This is a genomic window from Longimonas haloalkaliphila, assembly GCF_055379825.1.
Genome location: NZ_AP043948.1, coordinates 1,142,182 through 1,164,739, shown reverse-complemented (window position 1 = coordinate 1,164,739; position 22,558 = coordinate 1,142,182). Strand labels below are relative to the sequence as shown.

The 22,558-nt window shown below is 60.1% G+C and carries 16 protein-coding genes; 7 read left to right on the top strand and 9 right to left on the bottom strand.

All coding sequences use genetic code 11. The annotated features are described in order from the left end of the window. Positions 1-63 precede the first annotated feature (63 nt). Positions 64-552, top strand: a complete 489-nt coding sequence (gene moaC / locus ACZ48V_RS04575) for a cyclic pyranopterin monophosphate synthase MoaC (RefSeq protein WP_464542028.1) — start codon at positions 64-66, stop codon at positions 550-552. 76 nt (positions 553-628) lie between these two features. Next, positions 629-1,249: a hypothetical protein gene (locus ACZ48V_RS04570; protein WP_464542026.1), complete on the top strand. Its 621-nt coding sequence runs from the start codon at positions 629-631 to the stop codon at positions 1,247-1,249. Positions 1,250-1,506: 257 nt separating this feature from the next. Here ACZ48V_RS04570 and ACZ48V_RS04565 read toward each other — a convergent pair whose 3' ends face one another. The 3 genes from ACZ48V_RS04565 to ACZ48V_RS04555 all read right to left on the bottom strand — a co-directional run bounded on the left by ACZ48V_RS04565 (position 1,507) and on the right by ACZ48V_RS04555 (position 6,094). Further along, positions 1,507-2,259 (bottom strand): response regulator transcription factor, encoded by a 753-nt coding sequence (locus ACZ48V_RS04565; RefSeq protein WP_464542025.1) that lies wholly within the window; start codon positions 2,257-2,259, stop codon positions 1,507-1,509. A gap of 206 nt (positions 2,260-2,465) precedes the next feature. After that, entirely contained in the window at positions 2,466-4,916 is a 2,451-nt protein-coding gene (locus tag ACZ48V_RS04560) for an endonuclease MutS2 (RefSeq protein WP_464542023.1), read from the bottom strand. A 170-nt stretch (positions 4,917-5,086) separates the two neighbouring features. After that, positions 5,087-6,094, bottom strand: a complete 1,008-nt coding sequence (locus ACZ48V_RS04555; protein ID WP_464542021.1) for a sugar phosphate nucleotidyltransferase — start codon at positions 6,092-6,094, stop codon at positions 5,087-5,089. 624 nt (positions 6,095-6,718) lie between these two features. Here ACZ48V_RS04555 and ACZ48V_RS04550 point away from each other — a divergent pair. Then, positions 6,719-7,348 carry a YiaD family glycine zipper/OmpA-like lipoprotein gene (locus ACZ48V_RS04550; RefSeq protein ID WP_464542019.1) on the top strand — a complete coding sequence of 210 codons (630 nt, stop codon included), beginning with the start codon at positions 6,719-6,721 and terminating at the stop codon, positions 7,346-7,348. Between the two features lie 132 nt (positions 7,349-7,480). Further along, a complete protein-coding gene (locus ACZ48V_RS04545; protein WP_464542017.1) occupies positions 7,481-8,362 on the top strand; it encodes a tetratricopeptide repeat protein in 882 nt (293 codons plus the stop codon). A 317-nt stretch (positions 8,363-8,679) separates the two neighbouring features. Here the strand turns inward: ACZ48V_RS04545 and ACZ48V_RS04540 are convergent, their stop codons facing one another. Beyond that, positions 8,680-10,380 carry an amidohydrolase gene (locus ACZ48V_RS04540; protein WP_464542015.1) on the bottom strand — a complete coding sequence of 567 codons (1,701 nt, stop codon included), beginning with the start codon at positions 10,378-10,380 and terminating at the stop codon, positions 8,680-8,682. Positions 10,381-10,611: 231 nt separating this feature from the next. Between ACZ48V_RS04540 and gcvP the strand changes: the two genes are divergently transcribed. Next, a complete protein-coding gene (gene gcvP / locus ACZ48V_RS04535; RefSeq protein ID WP_464542014.1) occupies positions 10,612-13,494 on the top strand; it encodes an aminomethyl-transferring glycine dehydrogenase in 2,883 nt (960 codons plus the stop codon). Between the two features lie 699 nt (positions 13,495-14,193). On the opposite strand, the gene ACZ48V_RS04530 is transcribed toward gcvP, so the two are convergent. Further along, a complete protein-coding gene (locus ACZ48V_RS04530; RefSeq protein ID WP_464542012.1) occupies positions 14,194-15,075 on the bottom strand; it encodes a bacteriorhodopsin in 882 nt (293 codons plus the stop codon). A gap of 297 nt (positions 15,076-15,372) precedes the next feature. Here ACZ48V_RS04530 and ACZ48V_RS04525 point away from each other — a divergent pair, with 297 nt between their 5' ends. Both ACZ48V_RS04525 and ACZ48V_RS04520 read left to right on the top strand, forming a co-directional pair. After that, the gene (locus ACZ48V_RS04525) at positions 15,373-15,969 is read left to right on the top strand and encodes an isochorismatase family protein (RefSeq protein WP_464542010.1); all 597 of its coding nucleotides are present in this window, start codon (positions 15,373-15,375) and stop codon (positions 15,967-15,969) included. 70 nt (positions 15,970-16,039) lie between these two features. Next, positions 16,040-17,212 (top strand): carboxypeptidase-like regulatory domain-containing protein, encoded by a 1,173-nt coding sequence (locus tag ACZ48V_RS04520; RefSeq protein ID WP_464542008.1) that lies wholly within the window; start codon positions 16,040-16,042, stop codon positions 17,210-17,212. A gap of 26 nt (positions 17,213-17,238) precedes the next feature. Here ACZ48V_RS04520 and ACZ48V_RS04515 read toward each other — a convergent pair whose 3' ends face one another. From ACZ48V_RS04515 to ACZ48V_RS04500, 4 genes are all read right to left on the bottom strand, one after another. Continuing rightward, positions 17,239-18,435, bottom strand: a complete 1,197-nt coding sequence (locus tag ACZ48V_RS04515; RefSeq protein ID WP_464542007.1) for a class II D-tagatose-bisphosphate aldolase non-catalytic subunit — start codon at positions 18,433-18,435, stop codon at positions 17,239-17,241. A 175-nt stretch (positions 18,436-18,610) separates the two neighbouring features. Next, positions 18,611-18,766, bottom strand: coding sequence for a hypothetical protein (locus tag ACZ48V_RS04510; protein ID WP_464542005.1), 156 nt, complete (start codon positions 18,764-18,766; stop codon positions 18,611-18,613). A gap of 134 nt (positions 18,767-18,900) precedes the next feature. Continuing rightward, positions 18,901-20,343 carry a nucleotide sugar dehydrogenase gene (locus ACZ48V_RS04505; protein ID WP_464542003.1) on the bottom strand — a complete coding sequence of 481 codons (1,443 nt, stop codon included), beginning with the start codon at positions 20,341-20,343 and terminating at the stop codon, positions 18,901-18,903. A 98-nt stretch (positions 20,344-20,441) separates the two neighbouring features. Beyond that, entirely contained in the window at positions 20,442-22,331 is a 1,890-nt protein-coding gene (locus tag ACZ48V_RS04500) for a hypothetical protein (RefSeq protein WP_464542001.1), read from the bottom strand. Positions 22,332-22,558: the final 227 nt, after the last annotated feature.

Here is a 22,558-nt window from a genome sequence, read left to right as displayed (position 1 = left end):
TATAGCTACGCAGCGTGTACGCACCGTCTGTGCTTTCTTCTTTGCTTTCCCGATACCTTCCTTATGACCGACTCGCCTCCCTTAACTCGCGCTGACCTGCAAGGCGGCATTCGTATGACTGATGTCTCTGACCAACCCGACTCGATGCGCACTGCTGTTGCCACCGGCACCGTTGTTCTTGGCCCCGAAGCATTTGAACGTGTAGAGAACAAAACCATCCGCAAAGGGGACGTGCTAAGCGTGGCCCAGATCGCGGGAATCATGGGTGCGAAGCAGACAAGCAAGCTGCTGCCCCTGTGCCACGACGTGCAGATCGACGGTGTAGAGGTGGAGTTCACGCTGGATGCTGAAAACCATGCCATTGAAGTGCGCGCATTCACGAAGTCGAAAGGCATTACCGGCGTGGAGATGGAGGCGATGACGGCGGTGTCGATTGCCGCGCTGACCATTCACGACATGTGCAAGTCGGTGACGAAAGAGATTCGCATCAACGACGTTCATCTGTTGGCCAAGACCGGCGGACAGAGCGGGAACTGGAAATCGAGTGAGTAACGAGTTCGCTCTGGATTGTCTGGCATCCTCCGGGCGATTGTCTTTTTACGCTACCCCTTCAACTTCTGCCTAATCTATGGCTTCTGCCGACGCTTCTGCCGACGACGCAGCAACGACGCCTGCTCTGCTCTCTCGCGTAGCGCAACTGAGTACGTTTGCGGCGCTGGGCACACTCTCGTGCACGCAGAACGTGACGCACACCGTGCTAAGCTCCATCGGTTCTATTGAGGGCACCGAGCCCGACCTGGTGGCCGAGGAGACGCTGTGCCTGCTTGCTACGGTGACAGCGCGGGCGGTGGCTGTGGGGCTGCGTGCCGAACCGGAGCAGGCCGCGGCGGTGGAGCCGGTGTTGCTCCGTCTGCCCTTTCAGTACCGCGATTACCTGATCGGCCACGCTATGGTTGAAGAGGAAGACCCTGCCCTGGCTGCCACAGGCGAAGCGGTGCGTGAGCGCCTTGCCAAGAAGCAGCGTTTCTACGAAACGCACTTCCCCGAAGGCCAATTCCCGGGTCCGCGGGCGCTGGGCGATAAGCTGGAGCTGTGGATGGGCCGCGTGAGTCCGCCCGGCCTGCCCACGACGCCGCAGGAACGGCTGCAGGAGTTACCCATCCATGCGCCTATCGCCGCACATGCCAAGCTTATGCTGGCCTATGCCCGACAAGGCGGACTTCCAGGCGATACGTCGGATGCCACATGAGCAGCCCGCAGGCCCCGCAGGCAACTCGACGAAATAGACGGACCAAAGAGGCGCATGCGTACTCAAAAGACCTGATCGGGACGCCTATCGCCCCGGATGTAGCACGAAGAAGGAAAGGGCATTTCGTCCCTCCCTTCGTTAGTTGACGGGTAGTATGTTAACGCGCTTCTTGTTGTTGGACGGCCTGGCGACTCCGGTGAGCGGCTGCATGATCGTGGCCCGTTGCTGCTGTCCAACTCTTTTCGCTTTGCGAAGCTCTACACGCTCGCCGCTTCGGCGTCCTCGTCGGGCGACTCGTCTTCGACACGTGTGGCTCCAATCAGCTTATAACCGATTCCATAGACACTGCGGATAGCCCACGTCGACTCTTCGTCACCATCCATGACATCGCGCAGGGCGTTCACGTGGCGGTCGATGGTCCGCGTTTCAACTTCGGCGGGTAGGTTCCACACGTCGCGCAGGATCTGCTCGCGCGTGGCTGTGCGTCCACGCCGGCGAATGAGGTACTCAAGCAGCGCGTACTCCAGATCGGTGAGCTTAACCGGCTCGCCCTCTCGCGTAACCTTCTGCTGATTCAGATCAACACGGAGCCCTCCCACCTCGAACACGCCCCCTTCTTCGGTCGCCTGGGCCTCGCGCCGCAGTAGCACTTCGATGCGGGCCATGAGCTCTTCCGTCGCAAACGGCTTGGTGAGGTAGTCGTCGGCTCCTGACTGAAAGCCTTGCATCTTGTGCTCGTGGTCGCCCAGCCCGGTGAGCATCAAGACAGGAGTCTGTACGCCTTCAGACCGGGCCTGGCGTAGCACAGCGAAGCCATCTCGATCGGGCAGCTTTGCATCGAGAATGATGAGGTCATATCCCGGAAGCGATACCGCCTCTTCACGCCCCGACTCGCCATCGGTTGTCATGGTCACATCGTAGTCTTGCGACTCCAGATAGAGCATCAGGCTGGTGCTTAGCTCTTCGTTATCTTCGACGATCAGGATGCGGGGGGACTGGGCATTTTTCATAGCGCGATGAAGCGGGTACGGGCAGATCAGTGAACGGCGCAGTGGCTGTAGTGCCTTTGGCAATTTGTTAATAATAGTATACTACAACCTACGGTTGCAAATATTTATCGTATCTAAACAGTCATGTTTTAATTGTGTGCCGATATTTCGTGCGAGCAATGAAACAATGCTGACATCACCATGGGTTTTCAGGTTTTGAACTGCATCTACGACGCAAGCGTGATGTGCGTAACGCCCGCGCCCCCTTCTTCAATCGGTGCGATGTCGAAGTGAGCTACATCGGGACGCTCGCGGAGTTGTTCGTGGATCGCTTCTCGCAGTGCTCCCGTCCCCTTGCCGTGCAGAATCTCAACCTGGTTAAGCTGCGCAGCAACGGCATCGTCGATGAAGTGCTGTACCGTAAGAAGCGCCTCTTCCACGCGTTCTCCTCGTATGTCAATGCGATGCGACGCCTGAAGCGCCGTCATGGGTGTGCTGTAGCTACTGCCGTTGGCCTCTGATCGGTCGCGCGCGCTGCCCACTTTTGTGAGTCGATGCAGAGGGACGCGCATGTGCATGGGTCCAGCGCCAACGAGTGCCTCGTTGTCCTCAAGCTCAAGCACCTCCACCTCAGTCGTCCCATCGTCCACCACAACCTGGTCGCCTTCCTGAATCGGTCCGTCGGCTTCTACAGGTGCGGTTTCATCATCTGACGTTGTGGGGGCAGGCTGTTTTCTGGCGGACGAAGCCGAGCTCTTTTCCTCTTCGGCCTCGGCACCGCGTTCGTGCACCTCGGTCTTGTAGTCCTCAAGCCGCTCGCGGGCGGCTTTGGTAGCCTCGCGTTCGGCTTCAGCTTCCTTGATCTCTCGGATGGTCCGCTCGACGCGCGCATTGGCCTCGTTTACAATGCGCTCGGCTTCTTCGAGCGCCTGCTGACGGTACTTCTCGCGCTCTTTCTCGATGGAGGTACGCTTCTGCTGCATGCGTTCTCGTTCCGACTCGGCGCGGCGCTGGGCTTCCTCGGCTTTGCGCAGACGTTGCTCCAGCTCTTGCGTACGGGTCTCGAAGGTCTTCACAAGCTCCTCCAGCGCAGCCGTCTGCTCGCCAGCCAGGGTTCGCGCCCGGTCGATGAGCGAGGTGTCGAGTCCCATACGCTGGGCAATCTCGAACGCGTACGACGATCCGGGCACGCCCTGCTGGTACTGGTAGGTGGGCGCAAGCGTCTCCTGGTCAAACACCATCGACCCGTTTTCTACGCCCTCTGCCTCGTAGGCGTAGGCTTTCAGCGCGCCGTGGTGGGTCGTGGCCATGGTGCGCACGCCTGTGTCGGTAAGCCGCTCCAGCAGCGCCTGCGCCAGCGCGCCCCCTGCCTCAGGATCGGTGCCTGTGCCCGCTTCATCGATCAGCACGAGCGTGTTCGGTGTTGCATTGCGCATCATGTGGCGCAGGTTGGCTACGTGCGAGCTAAAGGTCGAGAGGTCATCCTCAATCGACTGCTCATCGCCGATGTCAACGATAAGCTTCGACCAGAGCGGCAGCGAGCTGTGCGGCAGCGCCGGGATAGGCAGTCCATAGGCAACCATGAGCGAGCAGAGGCCGACCGTTTTCATCGCCACGGTCTTCCCACCGGCGTTGGGCCCGGTAATAACCAGCGTGCTAAACTCGCGTCCCAGCTCCAGCGTGAGCGGCACGATGGGCTCGTCGGCATCGGGCGTGTCGTTATGCAGGCGGTGCAACACCAGTGCTGCGTTCCGGGCCTCTTCGAGCGCAACGTGTCCGTCGTCGTTCAGATTCGGGACATGGGCATCGATCTCGTTAGCCAGGCGGGCCTTGGCCTGCGTCAGGTCGAACTGGGCAAGCACCTGTAGATTCGTCTGGATGGCGTCGGCCGTATGGCGGATGCGTGCGGTAGCGGCTCGCAAGATGCGTTCGATCTCGTTCCGCTCGTCGGCCTTCAACTCGCTTACCTCGTTGTTCAGCTGCAGGCATGCCGCCGGCTCGATGTATACCGTCTGCCCGGTTGCTGAGCTGTCGTGGATAAACCCGTCTACCTTACGTTTGGCCTCAGCCCGAATGGGTATGACCATCCGCCCCGCTCGCAGGGTCGGCTGGTCTTCGGTCGCATATCCTTTCCCGATTGCTTTCTGCAGTTCGCGGTTGAGCGTACGGCGCAGCGCGTTGCGCCGGTCGCGAATCTGGCGCCGGATGCGCAGCAACGCATCGGAAGCGTCGTCGCGTACGGTCCCGTCGTCGTCAATCACGGCCTTCAGGTGCGCTTCTACGTCGTCGAGCGGATCGATGCGACGCGTGCTCTTTGCAAGCGACGGGTAGTCGGCCCGGCGGTCGGCACAGTAGCGGGCGATACGCTGACTGGTTACGAGCACCTGCCGCACCGCATGCAGCGCTTCAGCAGAGACGTACGCGTCTTCGGGGCGCGCTTTGCGTAGCACTTCGCGGATGTCGTGCACGTGCCGCAGCGGAGGCGCCGTATCAAACTGCAAGGCCTGCTGGTACTCGTGCACCCGGTCGAGTTCGGAGGCCAGCCCCCCCTGCGTTCGCGCGGGCGTCATGCCATCGAGACGCTCTTGCCCCATCGCGCCCTTGACCAGCTGGCCCAGCCGACGCCGAACGATGTCGAAACCGAGCTTTTCTTCGATGGAGACAGGGTATGTGTGCATCCTAACTGTAAACTGTACCAAGTAAAACAAAGCGGCAGGCCGCAAAACACACGGTCGACGCCAGCACTGCTGACATCGACCGCATCAACGTAACGGACCGGGCTCGGAACAGGTGCCTTTGCCCACGCCCGAAGCTGCGATTTTACATGTTCATGACGCGCGCCCCATGTCTACGAACGGGGACCCACGTGGCTGTGGTCGCCGACGTTCAGCACGGTAGGAGCAGGGTCGACCGTGGCATGCTGGCCGACAAGGGTTTCTTCGAGGACCGCGTTGGCAACGGTTGCTTCGGCAAACACGATGCTATCTCGCACGACCGTGCTGCGCACCGTGGCCCCCGCTTCAATAGACACATTGGGGCCAACAACGGCGTCTTCTACGACCGCACCGGGCCCAATGAACACCGGCTCGTGAATCACGCTGTTGGTTACGGTTCCCTGGTGGTTGTCTTCAGGCTCGCGCTCCAGCATCCGCCGGGTTGTGTCAAGAAGCGACGGGATCGTGCCACAGTCCATCCATGCATCGACCGATGCTGTCTTAAACACCGCTCCTTCCTGGAGCATGCGGTCGAACGCATCTGTAAGCTGGTACTCATCGCCCTTCCCGCGAATGTTGTTTTCGATGAGATACTCAATCTCCCGATGCAGCCAGGCAAGATCGTCGACGTGATAGATCCCGATAATCGCCTCATTCGAGATGGGCTCATCCGGCTTCTCAACGAGCCGCACGACCTGCTCCCCCTCACGCACAGCAACGCCGAAGCGGCTGGGATCATCGACCTCGCGCACCCACATGGTCACGTCGGCCCCTTCAAGCGAAACAGTATCGCTCATCCCGAAGAGCGTATCGGCAAAGACGACAATGCCGCTTCCGTTAAGATATTCCTCGGCAGATCCAACTGCGTGTGCGGTGCCGAGCGCTTCGTTTTGCACGGCGAACTCAGCTTGCATGTCGTTGCGTTCACAGATCGCCGTAAGATCGTCCCGGACTTCCTGTCCGAAGTCGGGACCGAGGACAAACACTCCTGTATCGATATCTGCTTCGATCGCCTCTGAGAAGGTGTCGACGATGCGCTCTACGATCGACGTGCCCCGTACGGAAAGGAGAGGCTTGGGCGTGACATGTGAGTGCGGGCGAACGCGTGTGCCGCGCCCGGCCATTGGAATAATTAGCTTCATGATCGTTCGGGTGAGAAGTCTAAAGATAGTGAAAGCCCCTCTTGTAGCACCCTGTGCGATCCGGCATGTTCTGCACGCCACGTACAGACAGGCTGCTCTACTACGACCTATAAGCCTTGCTACGTGGAAAAGAGGGAGAGCAGACGTTTATCGCCTGCGTTGGGCCGCTCAACAGGCCATATTAGAGGGTTTGTTGTGCAAACCTTTTGTAGAAGCATGATACAGGGAAGCACAGCACGATTGCCAAAAATATTTGATCAAACCCTGGGATCCGGTCGAGCAACCGCATACGCTTACCCTGTGCCAGATCGTGCGCATCCCTCTGCCTGTCGTGTACACTATTCTGAACGACTTCTGTGATTCAGACTTGGCACGCAACCACGTTGCAACGATTCCTGGCTATTTGAGGCGCTTTGTTTCTCGCTGGCATACGGGTTGTAGTATGTATGCGTGCGGTAACGTAGCATCGTGCTTCTGCCGTGCTGTTACGCAGGTTTCGGTGTTACATCCGCCTGTCAATTGCTTTACGATCACCGGGCAGTTTTTTTCTATCTCTCACCTTTTACTTGCTCTATGAGCCATCGATTTCGACACTCTACCTACGCACTGCTTACCTTGCTTCTTATGAGCGGGTTACTCTGGACCGGCTGCGAGTCGCTCAGCAATACGGAGCAGGGGGCTATTATAGGCACGGGCGCCGGGGGCGCTGCCGGAGCCGCTATCGGACGCGCCGCCGGGGGAACGGCTGAAGGCGCTATCTTGGGTGCTGTAATTGGCGGCACCGCTGGCGCAATTATCGGGCAGCGCATGGATCGCCAGGCGCAGGAGCTGGACGAAGAGCTTGAGGATGCGGAGATCGAGCGCGTTGGTGAGGGCATCAAGGTCACATTTGAATCTGGTATTCTGTTCGACTTCGACTCGTCGGAGCTGCGCCCTGCAGCGCGCCGCAACCTCTCTGACCTGGCCCAGAGCGTGCGCGACTTCGAAGACACAGAACTCATGATCGTAGGTCATACCGACTCACAGGGCGCTTCCTCATACAACCAGGGACTGTCTGAACGCCGCGCCAACGCCGCATATGCCTACCTTGCCAACCAGGGCGTGCGTCCCAGCCGCATGACAGCGCTCGGACGCGGCGAAGAGGAGCCTGTTGCGTCGAACGCCAGCGCGGAAGGACGCCAGCAGAATCGCCGGGTAGAGGTTGCCATCTATGCCAGCGAAGAGTACCGCAACCGCGTGCAGCAGCAGCAATAGCGCTATTCCTTCGATGCTTCCCACCGTACCGTTATGTCTTCCATGAAACATACGCAGAGTCGACTTCCTATGAGCATTCTGTCAAACGAATCGCTCCCCATTACCGTGTTTGTCCAACGAATCCTTTTATCCATGCGTACCTCCGTACCTTTTTCTGGCATGCTACGCAGCGCAGGCGCTTCGTGCCTGGCTCTGGCTTTGCTTTTTTCGTTCTCGCTTCCTGCTCTTGCCCAGAGCGAAGGCGATGATCCTACGCAGCAGCTGCAGCAAGCCTATCAGCAAGGCATGCAGGCCGGGCAGCAGGGCAACCATGAAACGGCTTATGCCAGCTTAGAAGAAGCCATCGACCTGGCTGAACAGGCCGAACAGAGCCGTGCACGCCGCCAGATCGCCGACAACCTTGTGCGGATGGCAAAGAACTGGGGCAACAACGCCCTTGAAGCCGAGCGCAACGAGGAGGCGCTCATGCACTTTGAAAAGGGAGCCGATTACGACCCGGAAGATGCATACTTCTTCTACGGCATGGGACTGGCCGAACTCCGCCTTGAAAATGAGGAGGCTGCCATGGAGCATATGCAAGAAGCCCTGCGTGTCGGCGAAGCCACAGGCAACCAGCGCGTTGTTGGTCTTGCGACCGAACGTGTGCGCGATGAGTACATCTTCCGGGCCTCTCAGGCGCTTTCGGCTGATAACGTAACCTCAGGCAACATTGAGCAAGCGCTTGAGGCCCTCGACACGCTTGAGGAGTTTGTCGACCCGAACGACCGCTCGTACTTCTATCGTGCCGTTGCCCTCTTCGAACGAGGCGACTACGAAGATGCAATCGCCAATGCCCGTCAGGGACTCGACCTGCACACGGGGAGCCGGTCGGATGCGGCGCGCTTTCACTTTGTAATCGCAGAATCGCTGTTTCAGATGGGCAACACCGAAGAGGCCTGTGCGGCCTTTGAAGACGCGGCCTTTGGCGACTACCGCGCACGCGCTGAGCACTACCTTGAGAATGAGTGCTCTTAGAACCTGTTTTGATTTCTTAATTTGGGCTCCGAGCGGCGGCGCTGGACTGCAAATTGCCCCCGATGTCGGCCCGTAGCCCCGGCTACGAACCGCCATCGTGGTCCAATTTTCGCCTCAGCGGCGCTCGCTCTCGCCTGCAAACCAAAACCCAAACAGGCTCTTAAACCTGCTACATACCCGCTGCCATAGCAGCAGGCCTTGCTGCTTGCGTCAGCGCAAAATCAGTACAACAAGAAAAGCGGTCGATGGGCGTTCCCCATCGACCGCTTTTCTATGTACGCCTGTGTATGTACCCCCTGTGTTACGAGAGCACCGGGTTACTCATCGCGTTCATAGATCGGAACGCCTCCCAGGTACGTGGCGATGACTTCTGCATCCAGGATCTCGGTCTCTGGGATGCGCATGATGTCATCCGACAGGATCACAAAGTCTGCGTAGTAGCCCGGCGCAAGCTGTCCGCGGTCGTCTTCGTTAAAGGCGGCATAGGCAGCGCCGTGCGTGAACCCGCGCAGTGCTTGAAAGCGGGCCATCCGCTCCAGTGGCTGCCAGCCTCCCTCCGGCTCGTGACTGCTATCCTGGCGGGTAACAGCTGCGTGAAAGCCCTGCAGCGGATCGACCGGTTCTACTGGGAAGTCCGACCCAAACGCAAGGGGCACGCCCCGCTCTTTGAGCGACTGCCAGGCATAGGCGCCCTGCACCCGGTCGGCCCCGAGACGATCTTCGGCCCAGCCCATATCGCTGGTCGCGTGCATCGGCTGCATGGAGGCGATGATGCCCAGTTCCACAAACCGACCCATGTCTTCCGGGTCGAGCACCTGGGCATGCTCAATCCGATGCCGCCCGGGCCCGGTGCCCTGTACGCCTTGTGCCGACGCATAAGCGTGCAGCACTTCACGATTTCCGCGGTCGCCGATGGCGTGCGTGTTTACCTGGTAGCCACATCCCAGCGCCGTGCGCACATCGTCTTCCAGTCCCTCTGGAGAGCGCATCAGCAGGCCGTCGTTGCCGGGATCGTCGCTGTAATCGTGCAGCAACGCCGCCCCCCGGCTTCCAAGTGCCCCGTCCATGTAAAACTTGACGCTACGCACGCTCAGGCGACCTTCATAGTCGTGTATCAGCCCGTCTGCGCAGTAGTGGTCGAATGTCTCTCCACGCCCCCCGACCATAGCATGTACACGAAGCGGAAAGCGATCGGCGTCGATGAATCGCTGGTAGCGCTCGATGCTGGATCGGCTGATGCCTGCATCGTGGACCCCGGTCAATCCCAGACGTGCCGTCGTAGCGAGGGCTTCGTCGAGGGCGTCGTCGAGCTGGGCGCTCGTAGGAGACGGGATTTCAGTGCGGACCGGCTGCATGGCGGTATCAATCAGGATGCCGGTCGGCACGCCCTCAGCGTCGCGACGGATGGCGCCCCCCTCGGGGTCCTCCATCCCGGCAATCGCGTCGAAGCCTGCCGCCTCCAGCGCGGCGGTATTTACCCACGCGGCGTGGCCATCAATCCGCACCAGGTAGACCGGGCGGTCGGGGAAGGCCTCGTCGAGATCCTGGCGGGTCGGGAAGTCGCCCTCGCCCGGCCATTCGTTCTGATCCCACCCGCGCCCTTCGAGCCAGGCTCCTTCGGGCAGGTCGCCGGCAAACGCCTCAAGCCGCTCGATCACCTCCGATACCGAGCCGGTGCCGACGAGATCGGCCTGCAGAAACGTTTCTGCCAGTCCGGTGAGGTGTCCGTGGGCGTCGATGAGTCCGGGCACGATGGCGCGCCCCTCGGCGTCGAGGGCGGGCGCATCGGGATAGGCACCCTGCACCTGCTCGTTGGTGCCGACCATGAGCACCCGTTCGCCCCGTATCGCCATGGCTTCGACCGTGGGTTGTGCCGACGTCATGGTGTAGATGGTGGCGTTGTGCACCACCCGGTCGGCCTGTGCCTGTACGGCGGTGGGAAGGAAGAGGAGCAGGAGCACCGTGCAGGCAAAGAGGCCCAAGAGCCAGCCCGATAGCGCGGAAATTTTTTTGTGCATAAAACTGTTTGTCCGTAAATGAAAAAGCGCTTTCACGTAAGATAGCAGCCGGCTGGGGCAGATGCGAACGCTGCTTAGAAGCAGAGCCCGTGCGCATCCAAAATGATTCTAATTCTTCAACATTCCTGGACGGATTCGCTGTCACAACATTGAACCCGGCATTTATCGATTCGTTTGGGTATTGTCTTTTGTACGCATACGCTTTTCCTCTGGCCACCTGCCCGCATCCCAATGCCTATAGACCTTCGCTCGACCGATGTCTTTGCGCACCGTCATATCGGCCCGTCTGCGGCCGACCGTGCTGCCCTACTCAACGAGATCGGTGCCGAATCGCTCAACGCTCTAATCGACGAAGCCATTCCTGCCGAAATCCGCAGCGACCGTCCACTCGACCTGCCCGACGCAGTTACCGAACGCGCGCTGCTTGCCGATGCCGACGCGTACGCGGCTGAGAACGACGTGTACCGCTCGTTCATCGGGCTCGGCTACCACGAAACGGTTACGCCCCCAGTGATTCAGCGCAACATCCTGGAAAATCCGTCCTGGTACACGCAGTACACGCCGTATCAGGCCGAGATCTCGCAGGGTCGCCTGCAGGCGCTGCTGAACTTTCAGACGATGACGATCGACCTGACGGGCATGGAGATCGCCAACGCGTCGCTGTTGGACGAGGCCACGGCCGCTGCCGAGGCGATGATGATGCTGAATCGCGTTACGCGCCGCCAGGACGCCCGCCACTTCTTCGTAGCAGCCGACTGCCACCCGCAGACCATCGAGGTGGTGCAGGCCCGTGCCGAGCCGCTGGGCATTGAGGTAGTCGTAGGGGATGCGGAGACGTTCGACTTCACCGACGACTTCTTTGGCGGACTCGTGCAGTATCCGAACACCGATGGCGCCATCCGCGATTACGAGGCGTTCTGTGCGGATGCGCACGAGCACGACGCGTACGTGGCGGTAGCTGCCGACCTGATGAGCCTGACGCTCCTTGAAGCACCTGGCTCCTGGGGAGCGGATGTCGTTCTGGGAAGCACGCAGCGCTTTGGCGTGCCCATGGGCTACGGCGGTCCGCACGCGGCGTATTTTGCGACAAAAGACAAGCACAAGCGCCAGATGCCCGGACGCATGATTGGCGTGTCGAAGGATGCAGAGGGCAACCTCGCGCTGCGCATGGCGCTGCAGACCCGCGAGCAGCACATCCGTCGCGGACGTGCCACGTCGAACATCTGTACCGCGCAAGTCTTGCTTGCGGTGATGGCCAGCATGTACGCAGTCTACCACGGTCCGGAGGGACTCACACGGATCGCTACGCGCATCCACGACGCCACGCAGACGCTCGCTGAGGGGCTGCGCCGGCTCGGGCATGAGCTTTGCCACTTCGCGTTCTTTGATACGCTGCGTGTAGATCCTGACGGTCTCACCGCGCAGGACATTCGCACCACAGCCGAGGCGCATGAGGTCAACCTTCGCTACTACGACGACGGCTCGGTGGGCATCGCGCTCGACGAGGCGACCACGGCGAGCGATCTCAATACGCTGCTCCGCATCTTCGGCGCACAGAACGGACGCTCGCTCGACGCCGGTGAAATCGCTGCCGATCTCGACAGCGGGTACGACGGTCCGCTCCAGCGCACCACCGACTTCATGACGCATCCGGTCTTCAACACGTATCATTCTGAGGCGGAGCTTACGCGCTACATCCACAGCCTCTCGGCGAAAGACCTATCGCTTACTACGAGCATGATCCCGCTCGGATCGTGCACGATGAAGCTGAACCCGACGGCATCGCTCATGCCGATTTCGGATGCGCGCTTTGGAAAGATGCATCCGTTCGCTCCGGCTGAGCAAGCTGGAGGCTACGCCCGGGTGATCGACGAGCTGTCGACCTGGCTTGCCGAGATGACCGGGTTCGACGACGTATCGCTGCAGCCCAATTCAGGCGCTTCGGGCGAGTATACCGGACTGCTCCTGATTCGCGCCTACCACGAGCACCGGGGCGAAGGCCATCGTAACGTCTGCCTCATCCCCGAGTCGGCCCACGGCACCAATCCAGCCAGCGCCTCTATGGTCGGCATGAAGGTCATTACGGTCGACTGTGCCGAGAACGGCGACATTGACCTGGACGACCTGACCGCGAAAGCCGAGAAGCATAGCGACGACCTGGCTGCGCTGATGGTTACGTATCCGTCTACCCACGGCGTGTTTGAGACACACATCCGTGAGGTCTGCGATGTCGTGCATGAGCATGGCGGACAGGTATACATGGACGGCGCCAATATGAACGCGATGGTGGGCGTGTGCCGTCCGGGCGAGATCGGCATGGACGTCTGCCACCTGAACCTGCACAAAACGTTTAGCATTCCACACGGCGGCGGCGGCCCCGGCGTGGGCCCGGTCTGCGTAGCCGAGCACCTGGCGCCGTTTCTGCCCGGGCACCCGCTGGCGGACGTAGGTGGCGAGCATGCCATTGCGCCCGTCTCGGCCGCGCCGTACGGCAGTGCCCTCATTCTGCTAATCTCCTGGGCGTACATCAAGATGCTGGGGGCGGAGGGACTCACCGCATCCACCAAAAACGCGATCCTTAACGCCAACTACGTAGCGCGGCGCCTGAGCGCGCACTACGACATCGTGTACACCGGCGCCAACAACCGCGTGGCCCACGAGTTTATTCTAGACCTCCGCCGCTTCCGCAAGAAGCTCAATATTAGCGAGCAGGATGTGGCCAAGCGCCTGATGGATTATGGCTTCCACGCCCCCACGATGAGCTGGCCCGTGGTAGGTACGCTGATGGTGGAGCCAACCGAGAGCGAGTCGAAAGACGAACTCGACCGCTTCTGCGAGGCGATGATTGCGATCCGGTCAGAAATCCAGGCTGTTGAACTGGGTATGGCGGATGCGGAGCACAACGTCCTGACCCAAGCTCCACACACCGCCGAGAGCGTGTCGGCCAACGAGTGGACGCAGCCGTACACGCGCGAGCAGGCTGCCTTCCCGCTGGATCGTCTCCGCACCGATAAGTTCTGGCCCACAGTACGCCGTGTCGACGATGCCTACGGGGATCGCAACCTCGTCTGCGCCTGCCCGCCTATGGAGGCTTACAAAGAGGGCGTAGCATAACGCAGCCCCTCTGCTCTCTTACATGACACGCGTTCACATGAAGCGGCGCGCTCCTGTAGTGTCAGGAGCGCGCCGCTTTTTTATGTGCACATCGTTGGCATTAGAACCTGTTCGGGGTTTGGTTTGATGGCGAGAGCGAGGGCCGCTGCGGCGAAAATTGGACTCCGATTGCGGTTCGTAGCGGGGTTATGAGCCGACACGAGGGCGCAGCCCGACTGACGCCAGTAGATCAAGGACAATTTGCACCGGGAGCAATGACCGGCTGATGAGGCTCTACCGGGTGCGGCGCTCTGCTGGACATGCTGGACGTGAGGGGCACATGCCAGCGTGAAATGCTCTGTCATGACCAGAGAGACTTTTGCTCGCTGCGTTCCTGGCTCTGTCTTCGCGACCCAAGGCGGCTGCCTGCCCGAGACAGCAACGTGTGAGAGCCGCCTCACAGAGCCTTGAGCCCTCATTTCTGCTCGCCTGAGGATGCGTGGCGCGGTAGAAACCACACACAGGAGCCGTCCAAACGATGCTCCGTGTGCTACGTCTACACAGGCCCTTCCAAGCTCTATCGGCGCAGTCAAAGGAAGACTATCACTACCAACCAGTAAAGCCCCTCTGGCACGATGGCCAGAGGGGCTTTACGTCGTCGGCACGTCCGGCGCACAAGGCGCACGTTACAAGGACGTGGGAATCAAGCTATCGGCTGCGTTATGCGGCCGTTGCGTCTTCTCCCATGGTTTCCCAGTCGTATCCTTCAGACTTGCTTATTTCTTGAGCCACAAGCGTCAGGAAGATACCGTAAATGACCTTCGAACCAATGTCAGCAACCGTGTACGTCATGTGACGTCCAACAACGGCGGCTTCGCTCAAGGCCGGCTCAGCGGAGAAGCTGAAGAGGTACGGCATGAGGTAGGCACCGGGGTACAGCATCCAGGTGAAGAGGAAGAGCGTCCAGATGGTACCGAGGTACTGCTGGGCTTTTGCCGGAATGCCTTCCTTGCCCTGGTCGATGACCTGCTTCATCACATACAGGATGTGGAAGAAGAACAGGGTTGAAAGCGTGCCCCAGATGAAGTAGAGGGTCGGGTCGGTTACTTCGTAGTACTGACCTGCATATCCGGTGAGGATCATACCTGTGCCGGAGAACCAGAACTGGTTACGCACCGAGCTGAAGCTGCTTGTTGTAAGCGTTACCACAAACAGGATCTGGAACAGTAGCATCGGAACGTCAATGAGCCAGTTCAGATAGCGATACCCGTTGTTAAACAGGTCGCCCGGGTCGGTGGAGCTCAGCACGTATGTGGCTGTGCTCGTATCATAGTTGAACGCGCTGATCCAGTTCTGCTGCTGCACGAGCAGAAGCAGGAAGGCCGAGACCATAACGACGACCGAAAGCACGTTCGAAATCCGGAACTTGCGCTTCACCGTGTTCAGCGTCAGCACGAAGAAGAGCAGGCCGGCGAGCATGACCGCGTATCCGAGCGTCAGCACGTGTGCCGACAGCTGGTAGGCCATCTCCGTGTAGCCCGTTTCGAGCCCTACGTAGTTTTCAAAGGTTGCATTACCAAGTTGTGCAATGAGTTCTTCCATATGTTGAAGCCTCTCAGTTATTCGATGGGTGATGACAAGGTGCGGCGCCGGATTGCCACGCGTTTATAATACCTCTTCGCACCCTGACCGATCAACTCCAAAAAGTAACTTTATCGTTTTACTGTTTGCAATTTGTAACTACGGTGTTGGATAGCAGCATATGCAAAAATATACCGGCTCTTACGGTCGTTAGATAACGATGGACAAAACGACTATATTACATTTCGTGCACTCCGTTCACCATCAGCTGTGTGCACTTTGCTGACACTACACCATCCAACTGATTTACGGCTCACCATGCTTATAGATCGTAAAGCAAGTGCCCTGATCTGCATCGACGTACAGGCCCGCCTGGCCCCTTCCATTCACGAGCACGAGCAGGTCATTGCTTCGGGCGCATGGCTCATTGAGGTAGCCTCGCATCTCGGCATTCCCGTTCACGCAACCGAACAATATCCTGAGGGACTGGGCTCAACCGTAGGCGCACTTCGGACACGGCTAAATCCGTCTCGTATCCACCAGAAGATGCATTTCTCCTGGATGCAGACCAGTCGTGCCCGTTCGTTGCGCGATCAGGCTACGCAGTGGGTCATCTTCGGAACGGAAGCGCACGTGTGCGTTCAGCAGACCGTGCTGGAGGCTGCCGGAGCAGGCCTCGACGTGTTCGTGGTTGATGAGGCCACTGGCTCGCGCCGTCCGCTCGACAAGCGACGCGCCCTTGAGCGCATGCGCGCTGCTGGCGCCACCATCGTAACCCGTGAAATGGTCGCTTTTGAGTGGCTTCGCCGAGCCGACACGGATCTATTTAAGACGGTGCAACCACTCCTCCGCGACGGACTCTCGCATCCTGCTGTCGCATCACAGGCCCCTTCGTTGTCTCGTCAAGAGCTGTAACCTTTCCTGACCCCTTCCGTCATACAGACGGCCTTTTTGCTTAGATACCGTGCTCTCCATGGGTATGAACATGCGCTTTCCGTCAGTTCTTTTCTTTCTCATTGGTGCACTGGGCATAGGGATGCTGAGCGTTTGCTCTGTTCCCGCTGCCCACGCCCAGCAGGCACGGAGTCCTGCCACTCTGGTTGGGATGGTTACCGATGCCGAGACCGGCGAGGCCCTGCCTGGCGCCAATGTGATCATTGCAGGCTCTACACGCGGCGTAGCCGCCGATGAAAACGGGCGCTACGAGCTTCGCAACATACCGGCCGGGGCCCAGCGACTGTACGTTACCGTACTCGGGTACGCGCCCGAAGCGCGTAACCTGAACCTGCGCCCGGGCACCATCGAGGTCATCGATATTGCGCTGGAGCCTGCGCCCATTGAGATCGGCGAAGTTGTGGTCGAAGCGGAACGCGACGACGCCTGGCTACGGCGGTTTGAGCGCTTCAAGGAAGCGTTCATCGGCGCCTCCCCGAATGCTGCGGATGTCGAAATCCTGAACCCCGAGGTGCTCAGCTTCTCCGGACGCGTGTCGAACCTGACGGCCTTTGCCGCTGAGCCTCTCGAAATCGAGAATAACGCGCTGGGCTACCGACTCACGTTCTTCCTGAAGGAGTTTCACACCACCGACTCACGCACGCGGTGGGACGGCGAGCCGCTCTTTGAAGCGCTCGACGGTTCGATGCAGGAGCGCGCAGCGTGGAATGAGCGCCGCCGCACGGCCTTCATGGGATCGTTTCATCATCTCATGCTCGCCCTGCTGGCGGAGCAGCCCGAGGCGCAGCAGTTCAGGCTGTACATGCGGCCCATGTCGTCGATGCCCGCAGCCACCGACAGTCCGTTTAGCCCGCCGCCCCGTATGAGTGGCAACCGATTTCCGCTGGATGATCTGAGCGAGATTCTGGAGCCGGGCGAGACGGACGACGAGCGCATCCTCGACTTCGAGGGTGCGGTGGAGGTGGTCTACACAGGCGCCACCGAAACCGATGCCTATCGCGAATGGCAGCAGCGCTTCACACAGCGAGGGGGCACGCGGCGCGGTGAGCGATTCCAGACGTCACAGATCTGGCTCGAACGCGGCCCCGCTACAATCGACTACAAAGGCGACGTCGTGGACCCCTACGGCGTAACACGCTCAGGCTACTTCGCCTTCAAACGCGTGGCCGACCAGCTTCCCAAGGAATACCGGCCGTGGCAGTAGCCGCCTCCGGCGCGCCCAAGATCGTGTTATGCGGGATGCGGGGCGCGCCCAACCAGGTTGAACGCGTGCATCATGTCGAGGACCGCCGTGCGCAAGCGCCAGTGGACGTAGGCCTCTGCATCGCGGTATGCTGCCACCTGCGTGTAGAGATGCTGACGCGCCTCCTGTACAGACGAATCGGCCCACACGTAGCGGCTGCCCGTTTTCAGGAGCGTCTCCTGTTGCTCGGAGTCCAGATCACCAAACGTATCAACCTCGGGCACCCACTTGCGCCAGCGGTTGCTCTTCACGAGCGTATCGCGGAGCGTGTCGTGCCAAGCAGGGGATTTGCCAATTTTGCGGGCCAGCGTCTCTAACTCAGAAAGCGCCTCGTATTCCACAGCAGAGAGCCCCGGACCAATGTTCGCCCCGCCAATGCTACACCGGGGGTATGCGCTCCAGTCCGTCACAAAATCGCTGTAGTGCGCTTTGACCAGCGCATCGAACGATCGCGCCTGCGCCACGGTACGCTGCGCCTGGGTAGCATCAAACTGCTCGGTGCCGAACGACGTCCCCACGTCGCTCACAACGAATGCAGGACGCAGCGTGTCAGGAAGCGCATCGTAGAGCTGTGTCAGGAAGCGATGCAGGCGTTTCTGATGCGTTTCGATGGATGCCGGCGCCACCTCCTCAACGCCGACCTCGTACATCACGGACGGATATCCTTCAGATGTACGGTACGCCTCGGTCCACGTCATGAGCGCATGGGCACGCTCCACCATGACCGGCACCGGGGTAGGTCCGCTGCGATGCGGATCAAGCGTGGTGTCGATGTGCACGTAGCGATAGCCAGCATCCAGCGCGGCCTGAAGCGTTGCCTGCGTGCCAGCCTGGGCCTCATCCCACGAAGCACGCCGCTCACGCTCCTGATCCTTGCACCAGGGGCCGCCGTGGTCTACGCCACAGACGATCGGAGGCACCGGGGCGTATGCGTCTCGAAGCGCTTCCACCCGATCGACAAGCGAAGCAGGTGTCCACCTCGTGTATCCACCGTCGACATCGACCTGGTTACGCGTTGCCGCGAGGAATAACGGGGCCTGGGCATCTGCCGCTGCAGCCACTGCGGCCTGCAGCACGGCTTCCGAAACCGGACATACGGCCAGCAGCGTGTAGTGGGCCTCCTCATTCAAGAGGGGCCGTATCCACGATGCAGCCGGATGGGTAAGGCGGTCCGCAAGATCCATAACGTTGAAGAGCAGCGTTTGCATCCCCCTGAGCCCCGTAACAACGGCATAGGGATACAGACGGACTGCTGTACTTTACGTACTTGTACTTTACGTACTTGTACTTTACAGGCTATATCGATCAGAAAACAGCGCGCTCAACGTGTTTTCAGACGCTGCCCAGGCAGTGCAGTGCTTAGTACACCGCTTCCTTAGAGCCCATGTACACGATTACCGCCAGGAGGATAGCCGGAACGAGGATACTGGCGATTGGCATCCATTCAATGCCAAGCGGGGCCGACTCAATGGCCTGGCGTGGCGAATCAGCAAGGAGCATCCAGAACAAAGCCATAGGGGTCTACACAGATAGGGGGTAAATATTAAAGGATGGTATGTACCGTCCGGCGCGTTTCGTTGTTGCACGCATCCGGCACCGCCAGCGTCACCAACGGCTCGTGTGCCAACGACACGGCCCCTGGCAGACACCTACTGCGACAGATTAGCAGCAGCCGGCGTGTCCGATCGTGCAGCCGTAGCAATTCCGTTCTGCGATCCGCCTCCGAGCAGGTGGATCTTCTCGCGGCGCTCGTCCTGGATGTCGCTGAGCGCGTTACGGGTGTCAACGATCGAATCGGCGTGGGTGGCGATGAGCTCGGTATCGAATGCTTCATGATTTGTGATGAGCACTGCCACGTCGTGCGCCTGCAAGACCTCGGGCGTCAGCTGCTTCTTGGTAACGGGGGTCGTACTGCCATTCGGGCCGTGCACGGCGAACGCCTCTACGTGCGGGTCGGCAAATGCAACCCGGTCTACGCCTTTCTCGCGGAGCAGACGGATGACCGTCTCGGCAGGCGAGTGGCGCGTGTCGTCGACGTTGCCCTTGAAGGCCACGCCCAGGACAAGCACGGTCGCATCGCTGAGTCGCACCGGCTGTCGTGCAATCTGCTCAACCACCGCTTCGGCTACGTAGTACGGCATGCTCTCGTTGACCCGTGCCGCAAGCGTGATGAAGCTGGTCTCAAAATCGTAGCGCCGGGCGAGCCACGACAGGTAATACGGGTCTATGGGGATGCAGTGGCCACCCAGCCCCGGACCCGGGTAGAACGGCATGAACCCGAACGGCTTCGTCTTCGCAGCCTCGATTACGTCCCACATCGAAAGCCCCTCGATGCGGTCGCAGAGCTTCGCGAGTTCGTTCACCAGCGCGATATTTACCGAGCGAAAGATGTTTTCGAGCAGCTTCTCCATCTCGGCCACCTTCGGCGAGGGGGCCACATGCACGTGTTCAATGATCGCATGCAGCGCCGCTTCGGCAACCCTCGTGCACGAATCGGTCACTCCGCCTACCACCACCGGTGTGTTTGCGGTCGTGTACTCCTTGTTGCCCGGGTCAATCCGCTCCGGACTGAACGCCAGGAAGTAATCTTCTCCCAGCGTAAGCCCACGCTCAGCGGCAGCTTCTTCCAGGATTGGCTGCACTATGCCTTCGGTCGTATCCGGATAAGTTGTGCTCTTCACGATGATGAGCTGTCCCGGACGCAGGTGTTCGGCGATCGAACGCGTCGACGATTCGATGTACTTTGTGTCGGGCTCTTTGTGCTCGGTCACTGGCGTGGGCACACACAGGAAGAACACGTCGATGTCGGCGGACTCATCGTATGTGGTCGTTGCCCGCAGCGTACCGCGATCGACAAGCCCGGCGACCTCCGCATCATCAAGATCGTCGATATAGTTTGTACCCGCGTTCAACTGAGCCGTGCGCGCCTCGTTGAGCTCAATGCCGACCGCTTCAAACCCGGCCGCGGCATACTCTACGGCAAGCGGGAGCCCGACGTATCCGAGTCCAGCAACGCCAATCGTGGCCGACTGGTTATTGAGCGCTTGAAGAAGTGTGGAGGCCACATCGGGCTGTTGTCCGTTGGAGTTCATATGTCGAGGTGTTGACTGAGGATGTAAAAAGTAATTGGGGAGGCATATGTATTGCCTTTACGCTATGGAGTTATCATTGTGCCACGGGGTATGCCGCGTCAAGAGGTCGGCCTCATCTCAGGTGTGCCCTGGTCTGTCGTTTCGTCGACCGCATCTGACAGCGTCATCTGCAGCACGTGGCACGGCACATTGGCTTCCTTGATATGACGCAGGGCGTCTGACCGTTCTTCCGAGGTCATGGCACGTAGCGAGAGCAGCACCACATCAATGTTGTACATCCGGCAGAGCCCGGCCAGCCGGTCGCCGACTCCTACTACGGTAAGTCCCTGAATGCGCTGCCCACTCTTCAGCGGATCGTCGTCCACGAATCCGACCGGGTTGTATGACAGGTCTGCAGTCTGCCGGATTTCGCGCAGGAGCAGGGCCCCCGAGTCGTTCGCACCATAGATCAGAGCGCGCTTGCCCTCGCTTGACTGGCTGAGAAAGTACTGCCGGAGCCCACGGAAGCCAAATCGTGCGCCGATCACCGCGAGCGTCACAATCATCCAGTCGATAAACCAGACCGACACCGACAGGGTAGCCGTAGAGAAGAGTCCGGCCCACACAGCTATGCCGGCGAGCGACGCAAGTAGCGACGCGCCGACCGTGCGCACGATTTCGGGCGTGCCAGCATGGCGCCAGATGGCGCGGTACATGCCCATCAGCGCGAACACCGTGATCTTCGCCGTTACGATGAGCGGCAGCGCCTGTAGCATCCGGTCTTCCTGAACAGAGGTGAGTCCCTGCTCAAAGCGCAGGTAGTGCGCCACAATGAATGCCGCTGCCAGCAGCGCACTGTCGGCAAACACCCCGAACACCGCCTTCCAGCGGTGTCCAAAGAGGCGGTACAGGGCGTGCGATGTCTTTGCATTCTCCCCCCCGTACAGCGGCGAGCCATCGCCGCGCGTGTCGGCTGCCGATCCATTTTCAGCGTATACGTTGGCCCGAGCCAGGTAGATACCGAAGACCGTAAGCGCTATCGCAGCGAAGGCCGACAGCGCGTAGAAGAGCAGAGTGTCGATAAAGAGCAGCGCAAGTGCGAGTCCCCCACCCGCCGCACTGATCGCATACAGCGTAAGCACCGCCTGCGCCTCAGAAAGCCCCAGAAACACAAGCCGGTGCGAGGTATGGTCGCGCCCTCCCTGCGAAACCGGGCGCCCCACCCACTTCCGGACCAGCGTTACGAGGGTCGTGTCAAGAATCGGAACGGCAAGCACGGCGAGCGGAAGCAGCGCAACGGCGAACGGTGCGTTGACTGGTGCTTCAGACTGCACCACGAGCGCGCCGGCAGCCAGCATGAATCCAAGGAAGAGGCTTCCGCAGTCGCCCATAAAGATGCGGGCGGGCTTGAAGTTAAACATGAGAAACCCGAAGGCAGCCCCGGCAACGGCAGCCATTGCACTCACGACGAACGACACCTCTGTGACCATGCCTACGGTGAGCAGCACGACCGCGGCAATGCCCGCAATGCCCGATGCCAGGCCATCCATATTGTCGAGTAGATTGATCGCGTTGGTAATGCCCACCACCCAGAGAAGCGTAAGCGGTCCGGCAATGGCCCAGTGCCATCCGCTCCCGAAAAGGTAGCCCTCCATCATAAGCAGCGCTGTAGCTGCGATCTGCGCGATGAGCTTTCCAGCGGGAGATACGCCGTTGAGGTCGTCGTACATCCCGACCGCAAAAAGCAACGCTCCGCCCGCCCATACAGCCGGGAGCGTAAAGAGCGACCCGCTCGCCAGCGCTCCAATAAACGCGGCCGCCACCAGCGCGATGCCCCCCATGAGTGCCGTTGGCGTAGCATGCCACCGGTCTTCGCGGGGCTGATCGACCCACCCCATGCGCCGTGCTCCGCGAATCACGAGCGGTGTGGCCAGGAGCGTCGCGATGAACGCGATGCTCGCCGCATCCGCACCGACCTGTTGTGCTGCATGTAGTATCGTATCAACCATGTGCGTTGGAGAGTTACGTACAGAATGTCGTTCAGGCGGAAGTGAGCGGTGCCTGTACTAAAGGATGCGTCAAAGAGAGGTCGAAGCGGCCCCAGGCTTCTTTCCGACGCTTCTTTCCGACGCTTCTTTCCGACGCTTAGAGCCTGTTTGGGGTTTGGTTTGTAGGCGAGAGCGAGCGCTGCTGCAGCGAAAATTGGACCACGATGGCGGTTCGTAGCCGGGGCTAC

Coding starts and splice junctions, on each gene's coding strand:
- ACZ48V_RS04520 (WP_464542008.1), top strand. CDS start 16,040: ATGCGCTTTCCGTCAGTTCTTTTCTTTCTCATTGGTGCACTGGGCATA.
- moaC (WP_464542028.1), top strand. CDS start 64: ATGACCGACTCGCCTCCCTTAACTCGCGCTGACCTGCAAGGCGGCATT.
- ACZ48V_RS04505 (WP_464542003.1), bottom strand. CDS start 20,343: ATGAACTCCAACGGACAACAGCCCGATGTGGCCTCCACACTTCTTCAA.
- ACZ48V_RS04515 (WP_464542007.1), bottom strand. CDS start 18,435: ATGGATCTTGCGGACCGCCTTACCCATCCGGCTGCATCGTGGATACGG.
- ACZ48V_RS04555 (WP_464542021.1), bottom strand. CDS start 6,094: ATGAAGCTAATTATTCCAATGGCCGGGCGCGGCACACGCGTTCGCCCG.
- ACZ48V_RS04560 (WP_464542023.1), bottom strand. CDS start 4,916: ATGCACACATACCCTGTCTCCATCGAAGAAAAGCTCGGTTTCGACATC.
- ACZ48V_RS04565 (WP_464542025.1), bottom strand. CDS start 2,259: ATGAAAAATGCCCAGTCCCCCCGCATCCTGATCGTCGAAGATAACGAA.
- gcvP (WP_464542014.1), top strand. CDS start 10,612: ATGCCTATAGACCTTCGCTCGACCGATGTCTTTGCGCACCGTCATATC.
- ACZ48V_RS04510 (WP_464542005.1), bottom strand. CDS start 18,766: ATGGCTTTGTTCTGGATGCTCCTTGCTGATTCGCCACGCCAGGCCATT.
- ACZ48V_RS04525 (WP_464542010.1), top strand. CDS start 15,373: ATGCTTATAGATCGTAAAGCAAGTGCCCTGATCTGCATCGACGTACAG.
- ACZ48V_RS04540 (WP_464542015.1), bottom strand. CDS start 10,380: ATGCACAAAAAAATTTCCGCGCTATCGGGCTGGCTCTTGGGCCTCTTT.
- ACZ48V_RS04545 (WP_464542017.1), top strand. CDS start 7,481: ATGCGTACCTCCGTACCTTTTTCTGGCATGCTACGCAGCGCAGGCGCT.
- ACZ48V_RS04500 (WP_464542001.1), bottom strand. CDS start 22,331: ATGGTTGATACGATACTACATGCAGCACAACAGGTCGGTGCGGATGCG.
- ACZ48V_RS04530 (WP_464542012.1), bottom strand. CDS start 15,075: ATGGAAGAACTCATTGCACAACTTGGTAATGCAACCTTTGAAAACTAC.
- ACZ48V_RS04550 (WP_464542019.1), top strand. CDS start 6,719: ATGAGCGGGTTACTCTGGACCGGCTGCGAGTCGCTCAGCAATACGGAG.
- ACZ48V_RS04570 (WP_464542026.1), top strand. CDS start 629: ATGGCTTCTGCCGACGCTTCTGCCGACGACGCAGCAACGACGCCTGCT.